Origin of the sequence: Microbacterium aoyamense, from assembly GCF_023155855.1 — a bacterium.
Taxonomy (GTDB): domain Bacteria; phylum Actinomycetota; class Actinomycetes; order Actinomycetales; family Microbacteriaceae; genus Microbacterium; species Microbacterium aoyamense.
In genome coordinates, this window is sequence record NZ_JAKNUT010000005.1 from 174,551 (window position 1) to 200,754 (window position 26,204).

Below are 26,204 nucleotides of genomic sequence, written 5' to 3' on the forward strand. Positions count from 1 at the left end.
TTGCGTGGTGAGAGGGGCGCCGTTGCGTACTGCGGTGCCGGATCAGTCGGCCGGCGCGACGTCGAGCGGGTCGATGTCCCAGGGCGCGGTCGTCGGCATGCGACCGGCCGGCGGGACCCAGTCTTCGCGGAGCAGCTGAGCCCATTCGCTGAACTCCGGGTCACGCGTGATGCGTGCGAGCGTATCGAGCTGCCACGAGTGGATGACGTGGTAGGTCGAGTTCTCCCAGAACTTCCGCTGGCAGTACGCCTCGTCCGCGCAGTAGTAGGAGATCCCGCCGGGATTCCGGATCGACGGCATCCAGTCCAGCACGGTCTGCGCACCGCCGTCGAGATAGCGCTCGACTTCGGGGTCGCCCGTGTACTTCCAGTAGTCGTAGAGGCCGAAGACGGCGAACGCGTGGCCGTTGAGCACGACGAGCGGCGGCACACCGCCCTTCGCGTACTCCTCGAAGACGAGGGACCCGTTGCGGACGAAGGTGGACCACGGCCCCGTCTCGGCGCGCGGCTGGGTGAAGCTGAGCCATGTCGCGTGCGCGGCGACATCCCACCGCTCTTCGCCCGTCTCGACGGCCAGGCGCGTGAAGAGCGAGAGCGCCTCTCCCTGCGCCATCCCGGACCACCACGGCGGCGACAACCGCCGATCGTCATAGGACCACGGGAACTTGTACGGGAACCACCAGGCGTCGCCACGGGGAACGCGGATGGCGGCGAGCTGCTCGGCATGGCGCACGGCGGACCGCAGCCAGCGCGTCTCGCCCGTGCGCTCGTACTCGAGCAGCGCCGATATGCCGTACTGGGCATAGGCGACGGGGTGATCCTCACGGATGCGCGTGTACACCCGGTAGTAGATGAGCAGCCCGGTCGGATCGAGTCCGCGCGCGGGATTGCGGACGTCGACGGGAGGACGATCGCTGTACGGTGCGTCGACGTCGGTCGCGAAGTCCCACCCGCCCGACGCCCACGTCTCGTCGATCACCGACGTGTCGGGGGCGACGCAGGGCTCGAGGCTCGCGGCGGCCTCCGAGACGACGCCGGTGCCGCCGAGCGTGCGGACCTCGTCCGCAGGTCGCTGGGCGAGCGCGGAGTGGATGCCGGCGGGGATGCAGTCGCGCGACGTGATGAACAACGGCACACCCCAGTGGCCCGCGAGCGCTGCTCCCGCGAGCGCATCCGGGTAGTCCATGCCGCCCGCGAGCAGGGTTCCGCTCGGTCCGTCGGCGGGGAAGAACGCCTGATTGATCAGCGCGGCGGTGTCGAACCGCGATGGACCGCCGTAGCGATTCACGACGAACCCGACGGCCTGCAGCTGCCCCTGGATGTCGGCGCTCACCGCCCCGTAGCCGCCCGCGATCGACACCGACTCGACGCCGAGGCCGGCGAGCATCGCCATCGTGGCGGCGGGGATGCTCGATGCCGCGCCGTCCACGAGCACGACGGGCGCGTCCATCGCCGCCGCCGCGCCGGACGCCGCGAGCGCATCGGGGAACTGGCGCCCCGTCGCCAGGAAGACCGTCGACGCACCTTGGGCCCCGAAGGCGTCCTCGACGATCGAACGCCCGGTTCCGTAGCGGTCGGTCTCGGCCATGCGCGTCGTGGGGGCGATCGTCTCGAGCGTCGCGACGACGGCATCCGACACGACCGACCTGCCTCCGACCACGACGATTCGCTGAGGCGCGCGGGCGCGGATCTCTTCCTCGACGACGGCGGGCAGGGCGTCCGGCGCCGTGACGAGCAGCGGCCCGCCGAAGTGCGCCGCCGCGGCTGCGGCCGAGAGCGCGTCGGGGAAGTCCAGGCCGGTGGCGACGTAGAGCGCCTCGACGCCCACGGGGAACTCCTCCGCGATGCGCGCGGCCGTCTCGTACCGACTCGCTCCCGAGAGCCGCTCGGCCTGCGCCGACGAGGTCTCGAGGACCGGCCTCGGTGCGGCTGTGGCGGTGGAGGGCACGACGATGGATGCCACGAGCACCGCGATGACGGCGGCCGACCGCCACCTGGGCCGACTCCTCTGCATCCTCATGCCCCTCATCGCCCGGTGCTCTCGTAGAGCACGAACCGGTCGTTGCGTGCCACCTCGGCGTAGTCTCGCGCGAGGATCGCCTGCATCCGCTCATCACCCACCGACGTGGCCACGATCCACTCGGGACGTTCCTCTTCGACGAAGCCGAGCGACTCGTCGAGCACACGGGGATCGTTGGACCCCCACCACTCCTGCATCGTGAAGTAGCGCTGAACGGGCAGGGTGCCGGCATTCAGGAAGAAACGCGCGTCGAGGTTCCAGCCGTAGACGCCCTGGTGCTCGGACTCCGGGACCCCCGCGAGGATGTCCTCGACGTCCGCCGTGTAGGCGGGCTCGTTCGCGCGGACCTGTGCCGCGGCCTCGCGCCCCGACATCGTCCACACCAGCGCGACGGCGACGATGAGCGCCGCGGCGAGGACGTGCAGCCGCAACCGGCCGGTGACCGGCTGCAGCGCGAGGGCCACGCCCAGCGCGACCCCGGGAACAGCGACCTGGAGGTAGTGGAAGTAGCCGGTCGTCGACAGCAGGAGAGCGCCGGCCGTGGATGCCGCGAGGATCCACCCGAGGAGAAGGAACCGCCCCCGTTTGCGGAACTGCGCATCGACGAATCCGCCGACGAGCGGCGCGAAGATGCCGATGATCGCGAGATAGACGAACCCGTTGACGAAGATCCGGTCGAGCGTGATGACCTCGTTGCCGCGATACGCGGCGCTGAACAGGAACGTCCCGTCGATCATCTCGTCGAGCGCGCCGACGATGGCGAATCCCAGCAGGAACGCTCCGCAGACGACGACGAAGCCCGCGAGGGATGCCAGGAGCGGCGCCCACAAGCGCCGGCGGCGGACGAGGGTCCAGACGAAGAAGGCCAGGAACATTCCGAAGATGGGCAGGGCGTTGTTGATGCGGATGAAGACGACATAGCCGAACGCCGCGCCCGCGGCGGCGAACCACCACAAGCGCGCCTCGCGCTGCGTCATCCACTCCCGCGTGAGGACGAACATCGCCAGCGCGATGAAGGGAAGCGAGTACTCCTCGCTGAGGTTGCCGTGCTCGTACGCCGGGGCGAGGAAGGCGATCGATGCCGCGATCACGGTCCACGCGCCGACGGCTCCCGTCATCCGGCGCGTCATCGCGTAGAGCAGAGCGAGCGTCGCGTAGAGGAAGAGGATCTGCAGGATGAAGATGCCGATCCGACCCGGGACGAGCACCTGCGCGAGCCATTGGATGACGAACAGGCCCGGACCCTTGTGGTCCCAGATGTCGACGTAGAGCGTCTGCCCTTGCGCCATCGCGGTCCCGATGAGCCGGAACATCGCGCTGTCGCCGCCGAACCAGGGACGCAGCGGGCTGGTCGTGCCCGAGAGGAGGGTCACGAACAGCGCAGAGACGCCGAGCAGTGCGGCGTTGCGTGCGATGGGGCGAGTCATCCACGGTCCTTCGCGTCGGCGGGTGTGCGGAACACGAATGCGCTGTAGAGCAGGTAGTTCCAGATGAGCGAGACGACGGTCGCGGCGAGCTTGGCGATCAGCAGCGCCCACATCTCGGGCAGCAAGGGAACCAGCCACAGGGAGACGATCCAGATCACGAGCGGCTGGAGCACCCACAGTGCGAACATCGTCACGACGAGGAAGCGCACGGCCTGCCCGATCATCCCGGGGCCTGCGCGGAATGTGTAGAAGCGGTTGACGAAGAAGCTGAAGGCCAGCGCGACCGTCGTGGAGATCATGTTCGCGGGGATCACCGCCATGTTCAGCCACGTCAGAGCGAGGAACAGGCAGATGTCGATCGCCGTGTTCGCGAGCCCCACCACGATGAATCGCCAGGGCCGCTGCATCCGGCTAGCGGGGGTCGCCACGATGATGCTCCTGCACGACGTAGACGGGCCGACGCTTGGACTCGGTGAAGATGCGGGCGACGTACTCGCCGATGATGCCGAGCGAGATGAGCTGCACGCCGCCGAGGAACAGGATGACGGCCATCATCGACGGGTAGCCCGCCAGATCGATGCCGAAGAAGATCGTGCGCAGCAGGATCACGACGAGATAGATGAAGGCGGCGAGCGAGACGATGAGGCCGAGGAACGTCGAGATGCGCAGCGGTGTCGTGGTGAAAGAGGTGAATCCGTCGACGGCGAGCCCCATCAAGCGGGGGTAGTTCCATTTCGTGCGGCCGGCGGCGCGGGGCGCGCGATCGAACAGGATCTCCTTCTTGCGGAACCCGATCCAGCTGTACAGGCCCTTCGTGTACCGCTCGGACTCGCGCAGGCGGACGAGGACGTCGATGCACCGTCGGTCCAGGAGGCGGAAGTCCCCCGTGTCGGTCTGGATCTCGATGCGGGTCGTGCGCTGCAGGAGGCGGTAGTACCAGCGCGAGGATGCCCGCTTCACGGCGCTCTCCCCCGCCCGCGTCCTGCGCCGCGCGTAGACGTCGTCGTAGCCTTCCTCCCACGCCGCGAGCATCTCGACGATGAGCGCCGGCGGGTCCTGCAGGTCGACATCGATGAGGATGACGGCGTCCGACGCGACGACATCGAGACCGGCGAGCATCGCGCTCTCTTTGCCGAAGTTTCGGCTGAGACGCAGGATCGAGACGCGCGGATCTGCCAGTGCGAGACGGGCGAGACGCTCAGGAGTCGAATCGCGGCTTCCGTCGTCGACGAAGAGGATCTCGAAGACGTAGGAGTGGAGACCCGCGAGCACGGCGCTGACCTCGGTGTGGAACCGGTCGACGACCTCCTCCTCGTCGAACACCGGGACCAGCAGTGTCACGGTGCGGCGCAGCTGATCGTCGCCGCCGGCCGAGGGCTCGGTCATGGCGCGAGCGCCGTGCCGGAGCCCGCCGAGGCGAGCGCGGCTTCCACGACGGTGAGCGTGCGAAGGCCCTGCTGCATCGTGACGACATCGCTCTGCTCGCCGAGCACGGCGTCGCGGAACGCCTCGTGCTCGACCCGGAGCGGCTCGCGCTTCGCGAAGGCGTATCGCGTGACATCCCCCTCGGACACTCCGCGGAAGACGCTCATCGACTCCCACTCGACGGCGACCGTGCCGTTCGCGTAGAACGTGAGATCGCCCGTCGACGTGTCGGCGACGAACGCGCCCTTCTCGCCCGTGACGATCGTCACGCGCTCCTTCATGGGGCTCAGCCAGTTGACGAGGTGATTGACGATCACGCCGTTCGCAAGGCGCCCCGTCATCGCGATCATGTCCTCGTGGTCACGGCCGCTCTGGAACGCCGTCTGCGCCGAGATCGTCGCGTAATCGCTCTGCGCGACCCAGGCGGTGAGGTCGACGTCGTGCGACGCGAGGTCCTTCGCGACACCCACGTCGGCGATGCGCGACGGGAAGGGTCCCTGGCGGCGCGTCGCGATCTGGTAGACCCCACCGAGGTCGCCGGCGGCGATGCGACGACGCAGTTCCTGCAGTGCGGGGTTGAATCGCTCGATGTGACCGACCGCGCCGACGAGACCCGCGTCCGCGAACGCCGACACCATGCGCTCGCCCGCCTCGACGGTGTGAGCGATCGGCTTCTCGACGAGCGTGTGCACGCCTGCCGCCGCGAGGGCGAGCGCGGCCTCCTCGTGGAAGCGGGTGGGCACGGCGACGACGGCGGTGTCGATGCCCGCCGCGATCAGCGCGTCGATGTCGGGCAGGATCGGCAGGTCGCCCGCGACCCCGTGCGGGTCGCCGCCGGGGTCGGCGATCGCGACCAGCTCGACACCATCGAGCTCGCGCAGCACGCGCGCGTGATGGCGGCCCATCATCCCCACGCCGAGAAGGCCCGCGCGCAGCGTCATCAGGCGCCCGCCTTCGCGACGGCGCCTACAGCGGCGACGATCCGGTCGAGATCAGCGGACGACAGCGAGGGGTGAACCGGCAGAGAGACGACTTGGGATGCCGCGACCTCGGTCACGGGCAGGTCGAGCCCCGGGGCGTACGGGGCGAGCGACGGGAGCCGGTGGTTCGGGATCGGGTAGTAGACCCCGGCGCCGACCTGGTGCTCATCCTTGAGCGCCTTCACGAACCCGTCGCGGTCATCGAGAACGCGGACGGTGTACTGGTGGTAGACGTGCCGGGCTCCGTCGGCGACGGGGGGCACCACGACGCCCTGCAGGTTCGCGTCGAGGAACGCCGCGTTCTCGCGGCGCGTCTGCGTCCAGGCATCCACCTTCGTCAGCTGCACGCGACCGATCGCCGCGTGAATGTCGGTCATGCGCGCGTTGAAGCCGACGACCTCGTTCTCGTACTGGCGCTCCATGCCCTGGTTGCGCAGCAGCTTGACCATGCGCGCGAGCTCGGGCGTCGCGACCGTCACCATGCCGCCCTCGCCGCTGGTCATGTTCTTGGTCGGGTAGAGGCTGAACATCGCGAACTCGCCGAACGTGCCGACCGGCTGCCCGTCGAGCGCCGCACCGTGCGCCTGTGCTGCGTCCTCGTAGAGCGCGACCCCGTGCTTCTCGGCGATCGCGCTCAGCTCGCGCATGCGCGCCGGGTGACCGTAGAGATGTACGGGAAGGATGCCGCGGGTCCGCGGCGTGATGGCCGCCTCGACGGCCGCGGGGTCGAGCGTGAACGTCTCGGGCTCGATGTCGACGAAGACGGGGGTCGCTCCGGTCAGCGCAACGGAGTTGCCGGTCGCGGCGAACGTGAAGCTCGGCACGATGACTTCGTCGCCCGCCTTCACTCCGGCCGCCAGGAGTCCGAGGTGCAGGCCCGCGGTACCCGAGTTGACCGCGACGCTCGCGCGCCCGTTCACGAAGTGGTCGCCGAACTCCTGCTCGAAGGCCGCGACCTCGGGCCCTTGCGCGACCATCCCGCTGCGCAGGACGCGGTCGACGGCCTCGCGCTCGTCGTCGCCGATGATCGGCTTGGCAGGGGGGATGAAATCGACCGGCACAGGTGTGACCTCTCTCAGGCGGGGACCGCCCGATGGGGCGGGGATGCGCCGGTCGCCGCGCGGCGGGGTGGTGCCGAGCGCCGGGTGAGCCGGGGCCGTTCGATTGTAGCCGGACACGCCTTGGCAACCGCCGCGCCGACACCGCTCAGCGGACGATGACCACCTCCGGGGTCCATTTCGTCACCGTCTTCGTTCCGTCAGGGAAGTCCTTCGTCGCGATGATGCGGACAGAGTATCGGGCACCCACGTCGGAGGGCCCCGCTCCCCAGCTGATGAAGGTCGCGCCGGGAATCGCGACGCCATTGCGGAACCACTGGTAGGAGAGTTCGACCGGCCACGGCTGCCAGTCGCCCCCCTGCAAGGTCAGGGTGACACCGGGTCGCGGGTCGCCCGAGATGTACGGCTCTGGTGAGCTGGTGATCTGATCGAGCGGGAACGTGGGCGGGTCGAGCACCGCCATCTGAATCGACCCGCCGAAGTCGGCCTCCCCCGCACCGAACGGAATCTGCGTCGACCACGTGAGTGTTCCCATCCCCGTCGTCGTCCAGGTCAGCACACCATCCGCGATCGCTCCGGCCGCCGAGGGTGCAGGTTCGATATCCACAGCGACCTCGCCGCTGGGGATGTGGACGCGGGGTGCTGGCATCGGCGTGTTCACGTACGCGTCGTCGGCCAGCACCCGCTGATCGTCAACGCCGAGGGATTCCAGCCGACTGGTGTCCCCCAGCCCGGAGAGATCCGTGATGGCGTTGTCACCCAGTGCGACGTGCCTCAGTCCCGCAGCATCCGCCACGCTGCCGAGCTCTCGGATCCGGTTGTGCTGCAGGTTCAGGGATGTCAGGTCTCGCATCCCCTCAAGCCACAGCGCCGACTCGATCTGATTGTCGTTCACGCTCAGCGTTCGAATGGACGTCAGAGATCCCAGCGCAGAAGCGTCGGAGATGTCGTTGTCGGACAGTATGAGGTGCTCGAGGTCCGTGAGTCCCGCCAACGGCGTGATGTCGGTGATGCCGTTACCGGCAAGGGTGAGAGCGCGAAGCGACGTCAGCCGAGTCAGTGGCTCGAGATCCGTTGATACCGTTCCGTCGGCGGCGAGCGACGTCAACTTCGTCAGACCTGCAATGCGAGAGAGAGCGCCCTCCTCAAGCGGTGCGTACTGCATGCTGAGCTCTTCCAGCCCCGTAAGACTCTCGATGCCCGCCAGATCACTGATCTCGGTCGAACTGATGTTCAGAGACCGGAGCTTCCGCATATCGCGGATGGGGCCGAGGTCGCCGACCGGCAGCCCGTAGATCCGAAGCTCTCGCATCTCACGGTGAGACGTGAGCGCGCTGAGGTCCGTCACTGCGGTTCCCCCGATATCGAGCTTGCTGAGGCTGAGTAGTGCGATGGGGCTGAGATCGGATACTCCCGACTCCCCGAGCAGGAGCTGTCTGAGGTCGAGCCCTGCCAGCGGAGCGATCGACTCCAGCCCAGCCATCCCCCGCATATCGACGAGTTCCAGGTTCGACGCGTGTTCGAGTCCACTGAGGCTCGAGATGTCGTAAGCCCCCGTGCACCAGACGCTCGTCAGTTGGTCGAGATCGCCCTTCGAAATCGGTTCACCCGACGGCCGCTCGAGGATCTCGTTGATACAGTCGCGCAATTCTGGGTCGGGGATGTCGATGACCGTGTCAGGCGGCGTGTCATCGTCGCCCCCGTCGCCCCCACCGATGACGGGGACGTTCGTGAGGTCCCACTCCCAGTGCGCGAGGTTGAAGCGCTCAGACCGAGAGAAGAGCTCGTGCTCGAGCAGCACGTGGTCGATGATCGGCACGAGCAGCTTGACCTTGCCGCCGACCCCCGCGTCGATGAAGACGCTGACATCGACGTCGGTGCCCGAGGCATCCTGAGTGAAAGTCGCCTTGCCGCCCACCTTCGCCGATGCGAAGAACTCCGGCCCTGCGGCGTCGTAGATGTTCATCGACATGCTGACCTTGGGTCCGAGCGACACCTCGAGCGCCCCGGACACCTCGGCATCGCCGTAGCGGCCGAGGACGGGCGTCTTGAACGTGCGCGTGGAGGTGTTCACCGGTTCGAGACCATCGTCGGTCGAGTAGGTGAAGCCGTACTTCTGCTCGGACTGCCCCGAGAGCTCCGTCTTGACGGCGACGCGAGCAGTGAACGACGCGAGGCTGCTGACGGTGAAGTCGGTGGTGATGACGACGGGCACTGGCCCCACCGGGAATGTCACCGGGGCGGGCTTGACCTTCGCGACCGAGTGTTCGTGGGAGTGAGACATCTGCACCTGGAGGAACGCTTCGACCGTCGCCGACTGCTTGACCTTCACTCCCATGACGGTCGAGAACTCGTTCACCGTGACCTTCGGGCCACCCCAGTCCCAGGTCGCCGAGATCTTGAGGACGATGTGCAGCGACGTGCCGAACTCCATCGCGCCCGAGAGGCTGAGCCCACCCGTCGCCTTGATCTCGGTCTTCACCACGTCCTTCTTGGCCTTGGTGGCCTTCGAGGTGTCCTTCGGCTTCTCGTCGCCCGTCTTCCACCCGAGGTCGACCCCGATCTTGAGCGTGCGGGTGATTTCTTCGTCGATCCCGAAGTCGAGGGCAGACGTCCGCAGTCCCGCGCCCGCCGCGGCGACGGGACCGGCGTCGACCTGGTCGTACGGTTCGAGGTCGACGTCTTCCTCGTCGACGAAGACGACGGCGGGCTCGCCCTCATCGATGATCTCGACCGGGGTGTCCCCGGCCCCGGGTGCCACGTCGGTGTCGAGAGTGGGTTCGCCGACCCCCATGAGGTCGATGACGTCCTCTTCATCAGCCTGATAGACGACGTCGGTGATGGCCGCGTGCACGGTGTGTACCCGCCATTCGCCGTCGGTCTCGTCGATCGCCGTGACGCGCCGGAGGAACCCCTCGGGCGCCTCGTCCGACACCCCCGAGACGATGACGTCGCCCGGCACGAACTCCGGCGACTCGGTCAGCACGACGGCATCGTCGGTCACGGCGGCCACGACGGCGTTCTCGCCTGCTGACGGCACGACCGCGGCATCCGGAGCCATCACGACGTCCGTCTCACCGGGCAGCACGAACTCGACCGTGCGCGTGTCGGAGCCGACGCCGTTCGCGCGGTCTCGCGCCTCGACGGTGAAGGTGACGTCGCCGTCGACGGGCGAGCTGGTGTCGAACCGCCAGGCGAGCCCGGCGCCCGAATAGACGGGTACCGCCCACCCGACCCGAGACCCTCGGGCATCGACATCGAGGGAACGGATGCTGGCACCCGACGTCTCGACGGTGCCCTCGATGGCGACCATGCCGGACTCGGCGAGGTCGATCGTCGCACCGGCGGACGGGCTCGTGATGGCAACGGTCGGGGCTGCTCCCCCCACCAGCGCCTCGCCGAGGACGTCGCCGACGTGCGTCCAGGTGACATCGGCCGCGCCGGCGCTCAGAGCGAACTCCTCCGCGTCGGCGACGACGAGCTGCGGCGCTGCGCCTCGCTCAGGATCGATGAGGACCTCACCGTCGGCGGATGCCGTCAACCGCGCCGACTCGTCGGACATCGCGGTGACCAGGAGGAGCGAGAACTCGCGGTCGCTGACGGCCGCGACGTCGATCGCTGCGGGAGCCTCGTCGGTCACGGCGGTCACCCCCGGGTCGGTTGCGCGCGCGGGCACGTACCCGCCCTCGACGTTGACGATGTTCGTCGTCCCGTCGGCCTCGGCGACCCAACCGCGCACGTCGAGCCGGAGCGAGCCCGTGCCGTCGGCGATGGATGCCGGCACCGCGCCGCCAGCGCCCGGCATGACGATCGTCGTGATCGAGGTCGACCCGGCGGGGATCGGCATCGACTGGTCACCCAGTGCGAGCGTCGTCGCGGCATCTACGTCGACCGTCGCCGTGACGTGCACTGCGCGCACACCGGTCGCCGGCACACCGCCGAGCCCAGTGAGGCCGACGTGCAGGGGCGTCTGGCCGAGCGCGTCGCCCGAGAGTCCCGCCGTCGTGTCGGCTCGCAGCACGGGCTTCGGCAGAGCGGCCGTCGCCCCGGGCATCGCGGAACCGTGGGCGAAGCTCACGAGCGTCTCGATCGTCACCAACGCGGACGCCGAACCGGTGAGTGCGACGCGACCGTCTACGACGGGAACGAGGACGGACGTGGATGCCGCGACCCCCCGATCGACGGAGAGAACCGGCGCGCCCCCGGCGCTCAGCTCGAGCGGTGAACGCCCCGCCGGGACGCGCACGTTCACCAATGCGCTGCCGTCGGCGGCGCCCGCGAGGGGGACGCTCGCGCCGTCGGCGGTGCGTACGCGCACGATCGACGGATCTGCGAACGTCGCGAGTTCGGCCGCGACGGACGCGTTCACGGCACCGGATCCGCCGAGGACGACGATCGCTCCGGGGTCGAGGCGAGCGAGCTCGGCGCGCACCGCATCCGGAATCTCCTTGCCCGGCACGAGGAGCACGGGGCCGGACTCCATGCCCGCGACCGGCGCTCCGGAGAGAGCATCGGGGAAGCTCGCGCCGCTCGCGACGTACGCGACAGGAACTCCGGGGTCGAGCGATTCGCTCGAGATCTTCGCGGAGGTCTCGTAGCGCGACGCGCCATTCCAACGGTCGATCTCGGCGTCGGGTGCGATAGAGGCCAGGCGCGTCGCCACGCGCTGGGACACCGCACCCGTGCCACCGAGGACGACGATCCGGTCCGGGCCCAGGCGCTCCAGTTCCGTCTCGACCGCGGCGGGGAGTTCGGTCGGAGACACCAGGAGCACAGGCCCGCCGAGCATGCCCGCCGCGGGCGCGCCCGACAGCGCGTCGGCGAACGCCATTCCGTTCGCGATGAAGACGGTGTCGGCACCGTCAGCGAAGCCCCGCCGGCTGATCGCGGCCGAGGTCTCGAATCGGCTGGCGCCGGAAAGCCTCGTGACGTCGCCCTCGGTCAGTGCGGCGAGGTCGGCCGCGACGGCGTCCGACACGGCGCCTCGCCCGCCGAGGACGACGATGGACTGCGGGCGGAGTCGCTCGAGCTCGACCCGAACAGGCTGCGGAAGCGCGGCGGTGTTCGAGAGCAGAAGCGGCGCGCCGTCGATGGCTGCGAGGGGAGCTGCCGACAGCGCGTCGGGAAACTGCATGCCGTTGGCGACATAGGCGACCTCGACGCCGGGCGAGAACCGCTCGCGAGAGATCGACGCCGAGGTATCGAAGCGCGATGCGCCCGAGAGCCGCTCGACCTCGGCCGTCGCGCCGCCCGGCACGGCGCGCGACGCGATGCCGCCCTCGGCCTCGCCCGGCGCGGCACTCGCGGGAGCCGCGAAACCGATCAGGAGCGAGGCGACGATCGCCATGACGGCCACGGTTGCGGCACCCGATCGGGCGCGCGACACAGACGGACTCGGCATGCTTCCCCCATACACGCCGCGGAGCATCCCCTGCCCCTGCGATCACCCGGATTCTATCCACACGGATGCACTCGCTGGGAGCGGTTTCGTGCCGGATCGGCGGTCAGCGGCGTCGTGCGACCGCCGCAACGGCCTCTGCAGCGCGGCGTCCCACACCGGCGAGCGACACGTTCGCCTTCGCCCACGAAGACCGCGCCTCGCGAGACCGTTCCGCATCGTCACGGGATGCCAGAAGCCGGCGCATCGCGTCGGCGATCTCCGCCGCGTCGAGGGCTACTGCTTCGCCGAGCCCGGCATCCGTGACGATCCGTCCGCCGGTCTCGGCGCCCGCGTAGAGCACGGGTGTTCCGACGGCGGCCGCGGCGTAGGTCTTCGTCGGCCGCGCGAAGTCGTAGCCGATCCCCGGGACGATGCTCACGAGCGCGGCGACGGCGCCCCGCATCCACGCCGCCGACTCCGCCGGTGAGACCACACCGCCGATGTGCACGCGACCCGGGGTCAGTCGTGCTGCGGCCGCCTCGATCGCCGGAAGCGACGTCCCGCCGCCGAAGAAGCGCAGGTCGACATCCTCGACCTGCGCGAGCGCTTCGACGAAGGCCTCGGGGCGCTGCCACTCCGACATCGTTCCCGCATAGACGAAGTAGGGGCGCTCGACCTCGGGCGCGGCCACGCTCGGCATGAAGGTGTCGGTGTCGATGCCGTTGCCGACCAGGACGATGCGAGCGGGGTCGGCGCCGATCGCGACGAGCCGCTCCGTGACCTCTGGTGACACGGACAGGATCGTGCGCGCGCCGCGCAGCACGCGCCGCTCGACTGCGCGCATGACACCGACCACCGCGTCGGGCGCACCCATCGAGATCACGCCGTCGGTCCACACATCGCCCGGGTAGTAGACGAGTGGGCGGCGACGCAGCCGGGCTGCGACCAGCGCGACCAGACCGGTGGTCGGCGGGGCTTCGGCGACGAACACGTCCGCGCGCGAGAACAGCATCCGGAAGAACACCGGGAGGTCGAAGCTCAGGTACGGGATGTAGCCCCTTATCGCGCCCGCCACGTCGCGCAGCACCGGCGCCCGGCGCACCCGGACGCCCCGGACGGGCGCCGCCGTACCAGCCCCCCGGGGCGCGGTCGATGTCAGGACGGTCACGTCGGCCCCGTCATCAGCGGATGCACGGGCGAGTGCCGCGATGCGGAACGATGCCGCGCTCGGCTCGGGCACGTACAGACGCGAGGCGATCACGACGCGGGGCCGCCGGGAGGGTGTCATACTCGTCGGCCTCTCGCATCGGGCGGCGGCCGGGTGGACCGCGGCCCGGACCTGGCGCCCGGACCGCGATCCACCCTACGGGACCACGTAGCTCTGCAGCTGCGCGAGCAGGGGGTCGCTCACCATGCCCTTCCCATCATCGACGACCAGCGCCGGCTCAGTCGGAGGGGTCGGTGAGATCGCGAAGCGTCGTCTGGAGTTCGTGCGAGATGACGCCGTCGTCGCCGAACAGGACGAACGACGACGGGCCGAGTTGCGGCAGCGCCGCTGTCACCGACGGGGGGATCGCGTTCTGCCGTACCAGTATGAGCGGCGCGCCGTCGCGTGCGGCGACGGGAGCCGCGGCCAGGGCGTCCACGAGACCGGCACCACTCGCGACGAAGACCGACGCCGCTCCGTCCGGATAGTTCTCCGCCGCGATCGCGGCCGCCGTCGCGTACCGATCCACGCCCGACCACCGCTCGATCGTCGCACCGTCGGCGATCTCGCTCAGACGCGTGGCCGCGGCATCCGACACGACGCCCTTGCCGCCGAGCACGACGATCTTCGACGGACCGAGCGCCTCGATCGCCGCGACCGTCGAGGCGGGGACGGATGCCGCGCCCACCAGCAGGATCGGTGTGTCCTGCGACCCGGCCACAGGCGCGGCCGCCAGCGCATCCGCGAGTGCGGCGCCGTTGGCCACGAAAACCGTCTCTGCTCCCTCCGGAAACGCGGACTCCGCGATCGCCGCGGCCGTCGCATAACGATCCGCGCCCGACCACCGCACGACGCTCTGCGGGGCGATCCGCGCCGCCTCCGCGAGACGGTCGACCAGGCTCTCGTCGATCGCGGCGCCGCCGCCCAGCAGAACGATCTCCTTCGGCTGAAGGCGCCGCAGCTCGGCCCACGTCGCACCCGGGATCGCCGTGCGCTGCGTCAGCAGGATCGGGTCGCCGCCCGCTCCGGCCACCGGAGCCGCAGCGAGCGCGTCGGCGAGCCCCGTCCCGTTCGCGAGGTACACGCGTTCCACGCCCGACGCGAAGTGCGAGCGCGTGATCGCCACAGCCGTGTCGTAGCGCGACTGTCCACCGAAACGCGTCGCACCTACGAGGTTCGTCAGATCCGCTTCCACCGTCTCGCCCTCCGCGACGGTGATCTCGGGGGTCCAGGTCGTCTCCCCCTCGATCTCGGAACCGAACGCGCCGAGCCGGTAGACGCCAGGCTCCACGGCGAACTCCACGAGACCGGAGTGATCCGTGTAGCGGTGCGGAATGTATTCCTCGCCGCTCACGTGCACCGCGAGGTGTGCCGCCGGGGAGCCGCCTGAGAACGCCACCCTGGCGACGATACGTTCGTCTCGTCGCCATGAGGCATCGACGACGTGCTCCCCCGGCCCCACTACGGTGAAAGCGGTCGTGACGTCCTCACTGCGGCATCCGCTGCCCCACGGAGCGTCGACGAGCACGTAGTCGCCGGGCTCCACCCCGGCGAACGAGTACCGGCCGTTGTCATCGGTTGTCGTCTCGAACGGGAGGACCACGCCGAGCCCGTCTGCGAGCCGAGCGACCTCGTCCACACAGGGAGCGCCCGCGGCATCCGTGATCCGACCGGTGACCCGTGCAAGTGGCAGGTCGACGTCGAAGTCGAGCTCCGTCGCGCCCGAAGGGTCGACCGTGACACGCTGAGCGTCGGCGTCGGTCGTTCCGCCACCGAAGTACTCGACGTACCGCGTGCCTTCGATCGAGGCTCTGACGAAGTAGCTTCCGGGCACCGCGAGCGTCGACCACTCAGCAACACCGTCCGACCCCACCGCGCGGTGGGTGAAATGCGTGGAGTGCGCCGCGTCGTCGGCAATGAGTATCTCGAGTTCGCGTGAGCCGGACAGGCCGGTGATGTCGATCGATCCTGACAGCGTCACACCGGCAATCAGCCGACGATCGCCGACACTCTGCTGAGGTCCGCGCCACCCGCAGAAGCTTCGCGCGTCGTCGCGGTAGCGGCCAGGCTCCAGCGCCCGATCGGTCAACGTCACGGCGGGAAAGCGATGGTCGCCCGCGAACCCCAGCTCGAAACATCTGTCGGTGACGACGGCGATCTGGAAGCGTCCGTCCGCCGCCGTGAGCGTCTCTTCGATCGGCTCATCGATCCCGTACTCGAGCGCGCGCACCGCGACGCCGGCCGCCGGCGCGCCGTCGGGTGTGAGCAGTCTCCCCTCGACCGAGATGACGCTCGGAGGCACGGGCTCCTCATCGGCGTGCGCGGGCGGCACAGCGAACAGCGACACGATGAGCGCCGCGACACTCGCACCGACGATCGCCGACCGCCGCGTCGAGTGTGCACCTGTCTCAGTCCGCATGCCGCCCCCAGCTGATCGTGCGCGCCAGTCTACGGGCGGCGGATGCTCGGACATGGTCGATCCGTGCCCAGTCGCGCCCCACTCCCCACCCCGTGCCGCGGCATCCCCTCTGTCACAATGGAATCCATGACTTCTCCGCCCGCACCACCGACTCCCGATCGCGGAGCGTGGGTCGTCATCCCCCTCTACAACGAGGCATCCGTCATCGGCTCGGTCATCGCGAGTCTCACTCCGTTCTTCGGCCGCATCGTGTGCGTCGACGACGGGTCCTCGGATGGGTCGGCCGAGATCGCCGAGCAGGCCGGAGCGTTCGTCGTGCGGCATCCGATCAATCTCGGCCAGGGTGCGGCGCTGCAGACCGGATTCGACTTCGTGCTCGCCCACCCCGGGGCCGAGTTCATCGTCACCTTCGACGCGGACGGGCAGCATCGGGTCACCGACGCGGTCGCCATGGTGCGCCGCGCCCGTGAGGAGGATCTCGCCGTCGTCTTCGGCTCACGCTTCCTCGACGATCGCACGCGGCCCGGCGCGCTCAAGAAGCTCGTGCTGAAGACGGCCGTCTGGGTCACGAACATGACCACGGGTACGCGGCTGACCGACGCGCACAACGGCCTGCGAGTCATCAGACGGGATGCCGCGCAGCAGGTCCACCTGGTCCAGGACCGCATGGCGCATGCGACCGAGATCGTGCTGCAGCTCGGCCGGACGGGTCTGCCCTGGGCGGAGCAGCCGGTCGAGCTGCTCTACACCGACTATTCGAAGTCGAAGGGCCAGAGCCTGCTCAACTCGGTCAACATCCTCGTGGATCTGGTGGTGCGCTGATGTGGATCCAGCTCCTTCTCATCGTCGCGATCGTGACCCTCGGCTTCTTCGTCATGCGGCGTACGGGCGCGGACTCCCACCTCGCCATCCGACGCATCTTCTTCGCGCTCTTCATCGTCGCAGCGATCCTCTCGGTGCTGTTCCCCGCCTGGCTGACCTGGTTCGCACGACTGGTCGGCGTCGGCCGCGGAACAGACCTGCTGCTGTACGCGCTGGTGGTCGTCTTCCTCGTGTTCGTGTACTCGCAGTACCGACGCAACACGGCCACCCAGCGTCAGCTGACGCAGCTCGCGCGCCGCGTCGCGCTGCTGGATGCCCGCGAGCGCGAGCATTCGGACGACGACAGCGAGCGCTGAGCGCTCAATCGCAGGCGGTCACCCGCCAGAGCATCGCGTCACCTTCGCGGTCGACGAGTTCGAACCCGGGCTGGCCGTCGATGTCCGTGAACCCGGGCATGATCCATCGCCCGGGGTACTGTTCGCCCGGACCGAAGTCCAGGACGTACCGGGCGCCGAACGCGTCCAGCGCCGGGCAGACCTCGGGGTTGGTCGCGACGTCGCGCAGCGACTCCCACAGGATCGGGTAGTCGGGCCCACCGGGGGGTGCCCAGCTGTGCGGGATGACGTTGCGTCCGCTGAGCGCGTAGCCGAAGGCCATCCCGGTGCTCGGATTCCCGATGACGGCGGCATCCTCGGGCACCGTCTCAGCGAGGCGCCGCAGGACGGCGAGCTCGTCCGCGCTGAGGAACGAGTCCGCCGTCACGGCGTACAGGTTCGGGTCCACCCGGTGGGCGAAGACATCCCGTCGTGCGATCTGCGGCGCGACGACGAGAGAGATGACGCCGATGGCCGCGACGACACCGAGCGCGGTCCAGGTCGCGGCGCGCGTGGCGCCCGCGTCGACGTCCTCGCCCCTTCGACCCCACACCACGCTCGCCCGCGCGACGATCGCGGCGGCGCCGGCTCCCGCGAGGGGGAGCGCGACGACGGGGATCAGCGCGGCGAGCCGGTACGGATCCTCGTACCACGGGCCGACGAGCACGGCCCGGAGCCGCGGGTCACCGATCGCGGCGGCGACGCCGTAGAGCACCACGAGCACGATCCAGGTCGTCGCGATGCCGCGAAGACGTGGCATCCGGACCGCCACGACGATGCCGATGATCATGAGGATGCTCGTGAGCACGGCCCAGGGATACCCGAGGAACCCGTTCATGACGACCTCTACCCCGGCGGTCAGCAGCCGGGTGCTCGGCGGCCACGTGACCGAGGTCGACGCCGAGAAGAGCGCCCACACCCCCGCCGTCAGGAACAGACCGACGCCCAGGCCGCCGAGCGCCAGGATGCGAAGACGACGCGTCAGCCTCGACCACCGGGCGACGAGAGCCCACGCGCCGATCGAGAGAGCCGCGAGCGCCCAGGCGAGCGCCACCGACGGCTGTGCGGCGAGGATCGCGCCGACCGCGAGGGCGGCGACGACCCCGAGACGCAGTGACCTCGCCCATCGGGCTCCGGCATCCTCACTTCCGATCAGACGTCGCGCATCCGCGACGACGGCGATCGCGGCGGGCAGGACCGCCGTCGCCAGGAGTTGGGGATACAACACACCCCACTGCACGAGAAGGAGCGGGAAGGCGGAGATGGATGCCGCGAGCGCGGCGGCGATGGATGCGGCGACCGGCCCCGCGACCACCCGCGTGAGGTACGCGATTCCGAGGGTCCACGCCCCGGCCGAGAGCACGAGAGTCACGACGTTCGCCGCGACCTCGACCGACGTGCCGGTCAGCTGCACGACCAGGGAGGCCAGGACATGCCAGGCGGACGGGTAGAAGCCGGACTGGCTGACCACGCCGTTCAGTCGGAGCGGAGACGCCCAGCCCGTCTCGACCGCGAACCGCAGGGCGTTGAGGTGGAACGCGCCGTCGTTGGTCTGCGAGATCGCCCCGGCATCGCCGATGTACAGTCCGACGCGCAGGGCCACCAGCACGATGCCGATGGCGATCCCCGCGCTGAGGAGCAATCGTGCTCGCCGATCGGTGCGCGCCGCCGGCGCCGGACCGAGCCCGAGGAGGTGACGCACGCCCCACACGATCAGAGCGACGACGACGAGGGAGATCGCCGCCGACAGCGGAGTCCACCCCACCCCGAAGAGCCCGAGGACGAGCGATGAGCCCGTGAGCACGGCCGCCCCGATTGCCGGCGCGATCGCCCACAGCGCGAGTCCGCGCAGCCGCAGGGCGCAGCCGACGAGAACCCCCGGGCCGAACACCACGAGCACGGCCCCGGCGAGCGCGACGCTCTCGGTGAGCCAGGACAGCACGTCAGACCTCGACGGTCGCGATCGCGCCCTCGATCGGCCCGTCGTAGACGACGGTGCCCGAAGAGATCACGATGCCGCGTGTACAGAGCTCGCGCACCATCTCCATGTCGTGGCTGACCACGACGAGTGTCTTGTTCTGCGCGATGAGCTCCTGGAACTTGAGCCGGCACTTCTCCCGGAACGGTGCATCGCCGACCGAGAGGATCTCGTCCACCAGCAGGACGTCCAGTTCGACGTGGATGGCGACCGAGAAGGCGAGTCGCATGAACATGCCCGAGGAGTAGTGCTTGACCTCCTGGTCGATGAACTGCTCGATCTCACTGAACGCGACGATCTCGTCGTAGCGCGCCTCGATCTCCTTGCGGCTCATGCCCAGGATCGCGGCATTCAGGAAGACGTTCTCGCGGCCCGAGAGCTCGGGATGGAAGCCGGCTCCGACTTCGATGAGTCCCGCCACGCGACCCCGCGTCAGCACCTCGCCGCCGTCGGGCTGCATGACGCCTGAGATGAGCTTGAGGAAGGTCGACTTGCCGGAGCCGTTGAGGCCGAGGATGGCCACCGACTCGCCCTCGTCGATGACGACGTCCAGGCCCCGGAGCGCCTCGAACACGCTGGTCGTCTTCTTGCCTCGCAGGAGCGAGACCACGGTGTCCTTCAGCGAGAAGGCGTGGTTGAGCAGGAAGGTCTTGCGCACGTCGCGGGCGATGATGCTCGGACGGCGGGTGGATGCTGCGGTCATAGGTCCTGTGCGAACCTTCCCTCGAGACGGCGGAACACCGTCTGCCCCAGCCACAGCACGACGACGGCGATGAGGAACGTCCACAGTGTGTCGAGGGCGAGGTCAGGGGGGATCGGAAGCGCTGCGAGGCGATCGGGATCGGTCTGCTCGCTGATGGGACGCCAGAAGGCGAAGTGATACAGCTCGACAGCCTGCGTGATCGGGTTAAGCAGATACACCCTCAGGAGCCAGTCGGGCAGGACGTCGGCGACCATCGTCCAGAAGTAGAGCACCGGTGACGCCCAGGTCGCCAGCAGGAGCAGCAGCTCGACGATGTTCTCGGAATCGCGGTAGCGCACATTGAGTGCGCCGAAGAAGAGACCGAGTCCAAGTGCGAAGACCATGATCAGAAGCGTCCCGGCGAGGATCGCGAGGACCCCGATGGCCGAGACGTGCACGATCCAGCCGAAGAACAGGCACACGACCAGCAGCAGGCCGACTTGCGGCAGGAAGTGCACGAACGCGACGATGACAGCCGATACGGCGAACAGCTGCCGCGGAAGGTACACCTTGCGCACGAGCGCTGCATTGCCGACGATCGACGTCGTGGCGTTCTTGAACCCCTCGCTGAAGAGGTTGATGACGACGATGCCGCTGAACAGGTAGACGGCGTAGTTCGGGATGCCCTTGTCGAGGCTGAGGAAGATGCCCAGGACGACGAAGAAGACGAGGAACTGGGCCGCCGGCCGCACGTACGACCACGTCCAGCCGAGGACCGAGTTGCGGTAGCGGGTGGTGACGCCCGTGCGCACGAGGAGCCGCAGCAGATAGTGCCAGCGGAACACGTCGAGGAGTCCCCCCGCGGTCCCCGGTACGTCGAACTGCGCACGGGGCACGTGCGCGAAGAGATCTCGGGTATCGGACACTGCCTACTCACAACGCTTCGTCGGCGACGGGCGCCGGGGACTCAGAAGAGTGTACCCGGCGCCGTCTTCAACAACGCTCCGAGCGGGCGACGCCGGCGGACAGGACGCCGGCCCCGCCGATGAGTGTCGCCGTGCTCGTCCCGTGGGTGAGCATGTAGTCCTTCGCGGCACCGGTCATGCAGTAGTTCGGCTGCGAGAACAGCGGTGCGGCGTTGCGGCCTGCGAGCACCGTCCCCGACAGCGCGTCCGGGAAGTCCATTCCCGTCGCCAGGTACGCGGTCGAGGCGGTGCCCGGATACGTCGCGTTGTTCATGAGGAGGCTGGTCTGATACCTCGTCGAGCCGCCATATCGCGTCACGCCGAGCCCCGCATTCTTGAGCGAGGTCTCGACGCCGGCTGAGATCGCTCCGGTGCCGCCCGCGATCACGGCCTGCGTGACTCCGAGGGAACGCAGCGCGGCGAGAGTCCGTGCGTCAACGGCCCCGGCCTTTCCGTCGACGAGGAAGACCGGTGCCTTCTTCGCGCCCGCGATGGCCGAGGCTGCGAGTGCATCGGCGAAGTCGGCGCCGGTCGCGATGTACGCCGTGGACACGTTCGTGAAGGCCGCGAGGGCGAGCGACACGCTCGTCTCGTAGCGGTCCGCACCGGAGATGCGCGAGATCGCCGCGCTCGGCATCGCGGCCTGCGCCGCGCTCACCAGGGACGCCTGCAGCACGCCCTCACCGCCGACCAGCACGACCTTCGTGGGATTGAGCCGCTTCATCTCGGTCACCACCGAGGCCGGGATGCCGTCCGCGCGAGCCAGGAGCAGCGACGCACCGGTGCCGGAGGCGATCGCCGCCGCCGAGAGTGCGTCGGGGAAGTCCATGCCCGCCGCGAGGTAGACGGTCGAAGCGCCGCTCGGGTACGCCGCCTTCGAGACGGCGACGGATGTCGCGTAGCGATCGGTCCCCGAGATCCGCGTCGTCGAGTACGTCGGCGGTGCGGTCGGCGTCACGTACGCGCTGTGCACCCACGCCACGACGCCGTCCATGCGGACCCGCCACCATTCGCCGAACGTTCCCGTCCGGGTCACGATCGTGCCGGCAGTCAGGGAGCGGATGCCTTCGCTGCACACGGTCGTGGGCGCCTTGCGTGCGTAGAGGACGGATGCGGTGACCCGGTACTCCCCCGACCCCGCGGTGACGGCCGAGCCGCTCGGAGGCGTGCAGACTCCGACGGTGTTCTGCGTCGAGCCGAACCAGTCGGTGAAGTAGTTGTAGAAGTTGCGGTTGCCGTACGACGAGCACGCGTCGTTGGCGGCGGCGTAGCCCGCGGCGAGCGCCGCGCGGTTGGGCTGGTACGGCGTGTAGTAGTAGAGGTTCGCCGTCGCCTGATTCGCGATGTAGACGGGCGACGTGCCGCATGCCGCATTCGGGTGATAGCGGACGTTCCAGGTCTTGCCGGGGGCATACCACGTGAAGTAGTTGCTCGTACCCGGCGGATTGGCGTAGCGCTTGAACTGGGCGGCGGCGCCGTACACCTGGTTCTGGAAGCCGTAGTAGTGGGTGTCGCAGGCGGCGGTGTCGGGGCAGCCCTGCCCCATCGCGATCGTGTAGCGCCACTCGCTCGGCCACACGTGCGTCACGAGCCCCTGCTCCTTCTGGAGCGTCACGAGGATGACCTGCGGGTTGATGCCGCAGGCCTGCGCGACCTTGAAGATGATGCGGGCCGCGCTCTCGCTGCCCGCTCCGGCGTACCGTCCGCCGCACAGCAGCGACGGCTCTCGGGTGGTCGTGTTCTGTCGGAAGTCCTTGAGGCAGGTGTAGCCACTCTGACAGTTCGGCACTTTGCTGTTGAGGAATGCCTGGATCTGCGCCTCGGTCATCGTGCCCGAGTTGAAGAACACGGCGTCGCTGATGATGTTGCCCGGGTTGAATCCCGCGAGGGTCGCCGCCGTGCGCAGGCCGTCTGACGAGGATGACGGAGTCCACCCGTCGATGTTGCCCGCCGTCGGGTCGGACGGCGTGTCGCCTGGTGCGCCGGCCTCCCACTGCGCGTACTCGGACTCGGGCTCGGGCGCCGGCGTCGGTTCCTCCGTGGGCGCGGTCTCGGGCTCAGTCGTCGGTGTCGCACTCGGCTCGACCGAAGGAGTCGGCGTCGGCATCGGCGTCGGCGTCGTGGACGCCGCCGCGGGAGTCGAGACTCCGGCGATCACCACGCCGATGACGAGAGCCGCACCGAGCGCGGATCGCACCCAGCCTGAGCGCGAAGAGGAGACCCGAGACCTGTGCACCATGTGAACAGTGTGACGGAAGTCATCCACTGTTACCAGTCCTCGCACGAAATCCACGCCCGACACGCCGAAAACACCGGCGTGTCGGCGGCACCGACGCAGAAGAAGTCCCCGAACAGCGACTCGTATGAGTCGAGGTCGGGGACTTCTTCAGCTCGCGCGGATCTCAGGGTATCGCGAGCTCGAGAGCGTCGATCACGGCGGGGCTCACCGCGCCGTTGCCTCCGAGGACGACCACCCGTTCCGGCCCCAGCCGGAAGACCTCCGCCTGCACGGCGGGCGGTAGCGCGCCAGCCGGGGTCAGGAGTACGGGGCCGGCCTGCATGCCGGCGACCGGGGCTCCGGCAAGCGCGTCGGGGAAGGTCGTCCCGTTCGCGATGAAGACGACATCGGCCCCTGTCGGGAACGCCTTCTTGCTGATCGCGACGGCCGTGTCATATCGACCCGGCCCCGACCAGCGGTCCACCGGCGCGATCCCCTCCAACTCCGAAACGACCGCAGGACCCACAGCCCCGCTACCGCCCAAGACCACGATCTTCGACGGATCGAGTCGGGCGACCTCGGCCTTCACTGCAGGCGGCAGAGCGCCAGACGGGGTCAGCAGCACCGGACCCTCATCCTTGCCGGCCACGGGAGCACCCGCCAGAGCGTCAGGGAACGCCGTCCCGTTCGCGATGAACACCACGTCCGCGCGCGTCGGGAACGCCTTCTGGCTGATCGCAACAGCCGTGTCGTAGCGGCCGGGGCCCGACCACCGCTCCACCGGCGCGATCCCCTCCAACTCCGAAACGACCGCAGGACCCACAGCCCCGCTACCGCCCAGGACCACGATCTTCGACGGATCGAGTCGGGCGACCTCGGCCTTCACTGCAGGCGGCAGAGCGCCAGACGGGGTCAGCAGCACCGGACCCCCATCCTTGCCGGCCACGGGAGCACCCGCCAGAGCGTCAGGGAACGCCGTCCCATTCGCGATGAACACCACGTCCGCGCCCGACGGGAACGCCTCTTGACTGATCTTCACCGCCGTGTCGTACCGACCCGGACCGGACCACCGCTGCACCGGCGACGCCTCGCAGCGCCGGGGGAAGAAGTACTGGCGATCGCCCGCATAGATGGTCTGGGTCTGACTGATCGCCGGGTCGGTGAAGTTGACGGTGACGTCTGTGATTCCCTCACGCTCGACAGGGATGGTCTTCGCAAACGTCGTGACCGTCTCGAGTGGCCCGGAATAGGTCTCGACCGACTCACCGGCGTCCTGCTGTCCGTCCATATCGGTGTCGTACCAGACCGCGATGTGGGCGACCACGCCGGCGCGACCAGGCCCACCCCCACTCCCCGCCTTCACCGTGACTTCAGCGCCGCCGGGCGTGCACACGGGCGTTCCGAAGTTCGAGTTCAGGACGAGCCCCGGAGTGACGACAGGCGGAAGCTCGGCAGCCGCGAGGAAAAGCGCTGCGCCGCTCCAGGAATCCCCCATCGCCACACTGCCGATGAGCATGACCGTCAGGTCGTCGGAGCGATCGAACGTGAACGATCCGCTGTAATGACCGGTGCGGACCGTCGCCGACGCGCCGGTCTCGATCGTCTGGATCGGAAAGTCTCCGCCATTCATCCCGTAGCCGCGATCGAAATCGTCCGCGGTTGGATTCTCCGCGAACGTGCCCCGGTATACCCCGAGCTCGGGCTGCACCGTGACCGAGGTCCAGCATCCCTGCGACCCAGGTCCACCAGGGCACGAGTCGCTCTGCGCAGGCTGCTGCCAGTCGAAGGCCAGATCGAACCCGGTCGCGGTTCCGGTGATGACCACGTTCGACACCTTCGGCCACACCACGCCCTGCGCAGCCGACCGATAGACCACCGATGCCGTCTCGGCGCTCTGCGCGGCAACCGGCAGCGCGACGGTTCCCACCAAGATGGTGGCGAGTGCGGCGACAGCCCCCAGGATGCGACGGAGGGACCTCCCCGGCGCGGAACGACCGACAGCGATTCGACTCATCACAGGCTCCCCAGCATCGTGATCGACCGCAGCCCCCAGGCTCGCGGTGCATGTGCTCGCATACTACTGGTCCGGGAGGCCCGCTCCGGACCGAAGCGTCTCCGACGGGCTCCGCGGTCAGAGTTCGGCGTGCAGCAGCCACACCTTGTCGGCCGCTTCGCGCCACGAGAAGGCGCGCCCCCGATCGCCCGCCAGCACCGCGAGCCGATCGACCGAGGACGTCGATCCGAGCGCCGCGCGGAGGGCGTTGCCGAGCGCAGACTCTCGCTGCGCGTCATCCGCCTCGTCGACCAGCACGCCCCCGTCGACCACGATCTCGCGGTGAACGGAGGAGTCTGCGGCGATCACGGGCACGCCGAGGGTCAGCGCGTCCACCAGCCGCCACGGGAAGCCCGCGCGGCGAGAGGGCGCGACGAAGACGATCGCCGCCCCGTAGACAGCGGCGCGATCCGCCGGCGCGAGTCGACCGCGCACGTGCAGGCGATGCTCGGCGATGCCGGCGGCCGCGGCGATGTCCGCCACGGCGGGCTCGTGACCATCCTCGACATCGATCACGACGACGGGAAGGTCGGTGCCGGACGCCGCGACCGCCGCGAGTCCCGTCGACAGACTCTCGGACGGCATCGGCCCGCCCGCGAGCAGCACGAAGCCCTCGGGCAGATCAAGGTGACGACGGCGGCCGACCTCGTCGGTCGGGACGGCGAAGCCGAGCGGAGACGCGCCGGCGATGACGCGGATGCGGTCCTCCAGACGCGGCGCGATCTCGGTGAGGCGCACCGCGAGCGAATGCGTCGGCACGACGACCGCGTCGGCGTGTCGGACGGCACGCTTGAGCATCGACCGCTGCCACGCCGCGACGCCGCGAGGCAGCTCGTCGGGAGCCTCCCACGCGCGGAGGTCCCAGACCGTCACGACCGTCTGGTCGTTGTCGTGCACGCGGTCGTGCCGCACGAGGGGAGCGAACAGCGAAGGTGAGTGGATCATGCCGCCGGCGATGCCGCTGCCGATCCCCATCTGCAGGGCGGCGGACAGCTCTCGACGTGGGAGGCCTGCCCTCCGTACCCCGGCGAGGCCGTCGACCGGGACGAATTCGCCGGACGGAACGATCGCCTCGACCTCGCAGCCCGACGGCGCGGCGATCGCGAGCGCAGTCGCGAGTTCGCGGGAGGCCTCGGCGAGGTCCGGGTCTGTCGGGGCGACGAGCTGATCGAGCACGACGCGAAGCGTGGCCACCAC

General features: G+C 69.2%; 17 protein-coding genes. 2 read left to right on the plus strand and 15 right to left on the minus strand.

The window, feature by feature from the left end; genetic code table 11:
* Positions 1–42: 42 nt before the first annotated feature.
* The 9 genes from MA876_RS14170 to MA876_RS14210 all read right to left on the minus strand — a co-directional run bounded on the left by MA876_RS14170 (position 43) and on the right by MA876_RS14210 (position 15,915).
* The gene (locus MA876_RS14170; RefSeq protein WP_248150678.1) at positions 43–2,019 is read right to left on the minus strand and encodes a cell wall-binding repeat-containing protein; all 1,977 of its coding nucleotides are present in this window, start codon (positions 2,017–2,019) and stop codon (positions 43–45) included.
* A gap of 5 nt (positions 2,020–2,024) precedes the next feature.
* Positions 2,025–3,446 carry a glycosyltransferase family 39 protein gene (locus tag MA876_RS14175; RefSeq protein ID WP_248150693.1) on the minus strand — a complete coding sequence of 474 codons (1,422 nt, stop codon included), beginning with the start codon at positions 3,444–3,446 and terminating at the stop codon, positions 2,025–2,027.
* Entirely contained in the window at positions 3,443–3,874 is a 432-nt protein-coding gene (locus MA876_RS14180; RefSeq protein WP_248150696.1) for a GtrA family protein, read from the minus strand. Before MA876_RS14180 ends, MA876_RS14175 begins: the two co-directional genes overlap by 4 nt.
* Complete coding sequence (locus MA876_RS14185; RefSeq protein WP_248150699.1) at positions 3,858–4,832, minus strand: glycosyltransferase family 2 protein; 975 nt, start codon at positions 4,830–4,832, stop codon at positions 3,858–3,860. Before MA876_RS14185 ends, MA876_RS14180 begins: the two co-directional genes overlap by 17 nt.
* Positions 4,829–5,815, minus strand: coding sequence for a Gfo/Idh/MocA family protein (locus MA876_RS14190; protein ID WP_248151132.1), 987 nt, complete (start codon positions 5,813–5,815; stop codon positions 4,829–4,831). The genes MA876_RS14185 and MA876_RS14190 overlap by 4 nt, the downstream gene beginning before the upstream one ends.
* Entirely contained in the window at positions 5,812–6,912 is a 1,101-nt protein-coding gene (locus MA876_RS14195; RefSeq protein WP_248150702.1) for a DegT/DnrJ/EryC1/StrS family aminotransferase, read from the minus strand. Before MA876_RS14195 ends, MA876_RS14190 begins: the two co-directional genes overlap by 4 nt.
* Positions 6,913–7,057: 145 nt before the next feature.
* Positions 7,058–12,310 (minus strand): cell wall-binding repeat-containing protein, encoded by a 5,253-nt coding sequence (locus MA876_RS14200; protein WP_248150704.1) that lies wholly within the window; start codon positions 12,308–12,310, stop codon positions 7,058–7,060.
* Between the two features lie 103 nt (positions 12,311–12,413).
* Entirely contained in the window at positions 12,414–13,577 is a 1,164-nt protein-coding gene (locus MA876_RS14205) for a glycosyltransferase family 4 protein (RefSeq protein ID WP_248150706.1), read from the minus strand.
* 157 nt (positions 13,578–13,734) lie between these two features.
* Positions 13,735–15,915 carry a cell wall-binding repeat-containing protein gene (locus MA876_RS14210; protein WP_248150708.1) on the minus strand — a complete coding sequence of 727 codons (2,181 nt, stop codon included), beginning with the start codon at positions 15,913–15,915 and terminating at the stop codon, positions 13,735–13,737.
* 126 nt (positions 15,916–16,041) lie between these two features.
* Here MA876_RS14210 and MA876_RS14215 point away from each other — a divergent pair, with 126 nt between their 5' ends.
* Positions 16,042–16,737, plus strand: coding sequence for a glycosyltransferase family 2 protein (locus tag MA876_RS14215; protein ID WP_248150710.1), 696 nt, complete (start codon positions 16,042–16,044; stop codon positions 16,735–16,737).
* Entirely contained in the window at positions 16,737–17,093 is a 357-nt protein-coding gene (locus MA876_RS14220) for a DUF2304 domain-containing protein (RefSeq protein ID WP_248150712.1), read from the plus strand. The genes MA876_RS14215 and MA876_RS14220 overlap by 1 nt, the downstream gene beginning before the upstream one ends.
* Positions 17,094–17,097: 4 nt before the next feature.
* Here MA876_RS14220 and MA876_RS14225 read toward each other — a convergent pair whose 3' ends face one another.
* The 6 genes from MA876_RS14225 to MA876_RS14250 form a co-directional block, all read right to left on the minus strand.
* On the minus strand, positions 17,098–19,053 hold the full coding sequence (locus MA876_RS14225) for a DUF6541 family protein (protein ID WP_248150716.1): 1,956 nt from the start codon (positions 19,051–19,053) through the stop codon (positions 17,098–17,100).
* Position 19,054: 1 nt separating this feature from the next.
* The gene (locus MA876_RS14230; protein ID WP_248150730.1) at positions 19,055–19,792 is read right to left on the minus strand and encodes an ABC transporter ATP-binding protein; all 738 of its coding nucleotides are present in this window, start codon (positions 19,790–19,792) and stop codon (positions 19,055–19,057) included.
* Positions 19,789–20,697 (minus strand): ABC transporter permease, encoded by a 909-nt coding sequence (locus tag MA876_RS14235; RefSeq protein ID WP_248150733.1) that lies wholly within the window; start codon positions 20,695–20,697, stop codon positions 19,789–19,791. Before MA876_RS14235 ends, MA876_RS14230 begins: the two co-directional genes overlap by 4 nt.
* A 67-nt stretch (positions 20,698–20,764) precedes the next feature.
* Positions 20,765–22,933: a cell wall-binding repeat-containing protein gene (locus MA876_RS14240; RefSeq protein ID WP_248150736.1), complete on the minus strand. Its 2,169-nt coding sequence runs from the start codon at positions 22,931–22,933 to the stop codon at positions 20,765–20,767.
* A gap of 205 nt (positions 22,934–23,138) precedes the next feature.
* Positions 23,139–24,968, minus strand: coding sequence for a cell wall-binding repeat-containing protein (locus MA876_RS14245; RefSeq protein WP_248150739.1), 1,830 nt, complete (start codon positions 24,966–24,968; stop codon positions 23,139–23,141).
* Positions 24,969–25,085: 117 nt separating this feature from the next.
* Positions 25,086–26,204, minus strand: a complete 1,119-nt coding sequence (locus MA876_RS14250) for a glycosyltransferase (RefSeq protein ID WP_248150742.1) — start codon at positions 26,202–26,204, stop codon at positions 25,086–25,088.